We start from the raw sequence: 1,149 nt of genomic DNA, 5'->3' as shown, positions 1-1,149 counted from the left end.
ACAGACATACAATATCTCCAAAATTTGATTTATGTAGAGATAGAAATTTCGGAGGCATGCTTAGCAATATGAAACAGAAGAAACCTGTCAACACTGAAAACAAAAACTGCAACCGATACCTATACTCACCTTTTATGATAACATAGACATTAAGGTGACTAACCTCCTACTTGGGTTGTGCAATTAAGTTGTGCAATTAAGCTGTTGTGCATTTTAATTGCATAGTTGCCAGTGTTGAAACAAATTTTCATACACACTCCTCATCTCTGGGTCCCCCCTCACCGCCTTTTCATTATAGCCGCAAATCTCGATAAACCAGGGAAGGTGACCGAATTTGGGACTGAGCTTTTGACGGACGCTATCAGCGTGTCGCTTATCAGCCCATTTGGGGATAACCCAATGCTTATCACTAGTCGAACCAAAGTTTTTATAGTTATGTAAATTTTTGTGAATTTTTATTCCATCTGCTTGGAGCAAGGATGGGTGATTTTTTAACACTACTTAATGTAGCACCGTTTATTTTTGAACAAACTTCAATTTGTATTACATTAAGTAATATATGTAATGCTCATCCTGACTTTTCAGCATAAGTATAAATACTCAGGTTTAGCCAGGGATTTGTGATTAGCCCTTCAGGCGGCGGCGTAAGCCCCATTGCAAAATCCTCAAAATTCGTAATCTTTTAGAACTACACAATGTAGTGCATAATGTGTGTCATAAAGTCATACCAATTCTTCAAAGCTAGACTACATATGCAGATGGAGCGATGGGGCGATGGGGCGATGGGGTGATGAGGATATGAAGTTGATGTGCAGCCGTAATTTCCCAAATTGGTAAGCTAGTCTTTATTTAAATTCTATTGTTCTGATAGCAGGGGAGCAGTGGAGAGGGTTTGACGGTTTTTTTTCTGACTGAATAATATCCAATGTAAATGCGCAACAGTTTATCAAGTGATTGATGAAGGCAAAAGCTAAAAGCAATCCCAGCATTACCGACCTGATCAAGCAGGGCTGTTTCATTGTCGGACTAAAATGGATTTCTGGGGAGATAGGGAGATAGGGAGATAGGGAGATAGGGAGATAGGGAGATTTTTGCTAATAAAAAGGTATTGTTAACCTGAAAAAAACCTTCTCTCCATTACCCCAGCTA

General features: G+C 39.3%; 1 protein-coding gene. It reads right to left on the bottom strand.

Going from position 1 to position 1,149, the window contains the following annotated elements; genetic code table 11:
- Nucleotides 1-213 precede the first annotated feature (213 nt).
- Nucleotides 214-498 (bottom strand): hypothetical protein, encoded by a 285-nt coding sequence (locus F6K49_RS51455; RefSeq protein ID WP_293110684.1) that lies wholly within the window; start codon nucleotides 496-498, stop codon nucleotides 214-216.
- Nucleotides 499-1,149: the final 651 nt, after the last annotated feature.

The sequence above is a fragment of the Moorena sp. SIO3I6 genome (genome assembly GCF_010672095.1).
This window is presented reverse-complemented; position numbering and strand designations above follow the sequence as displayed.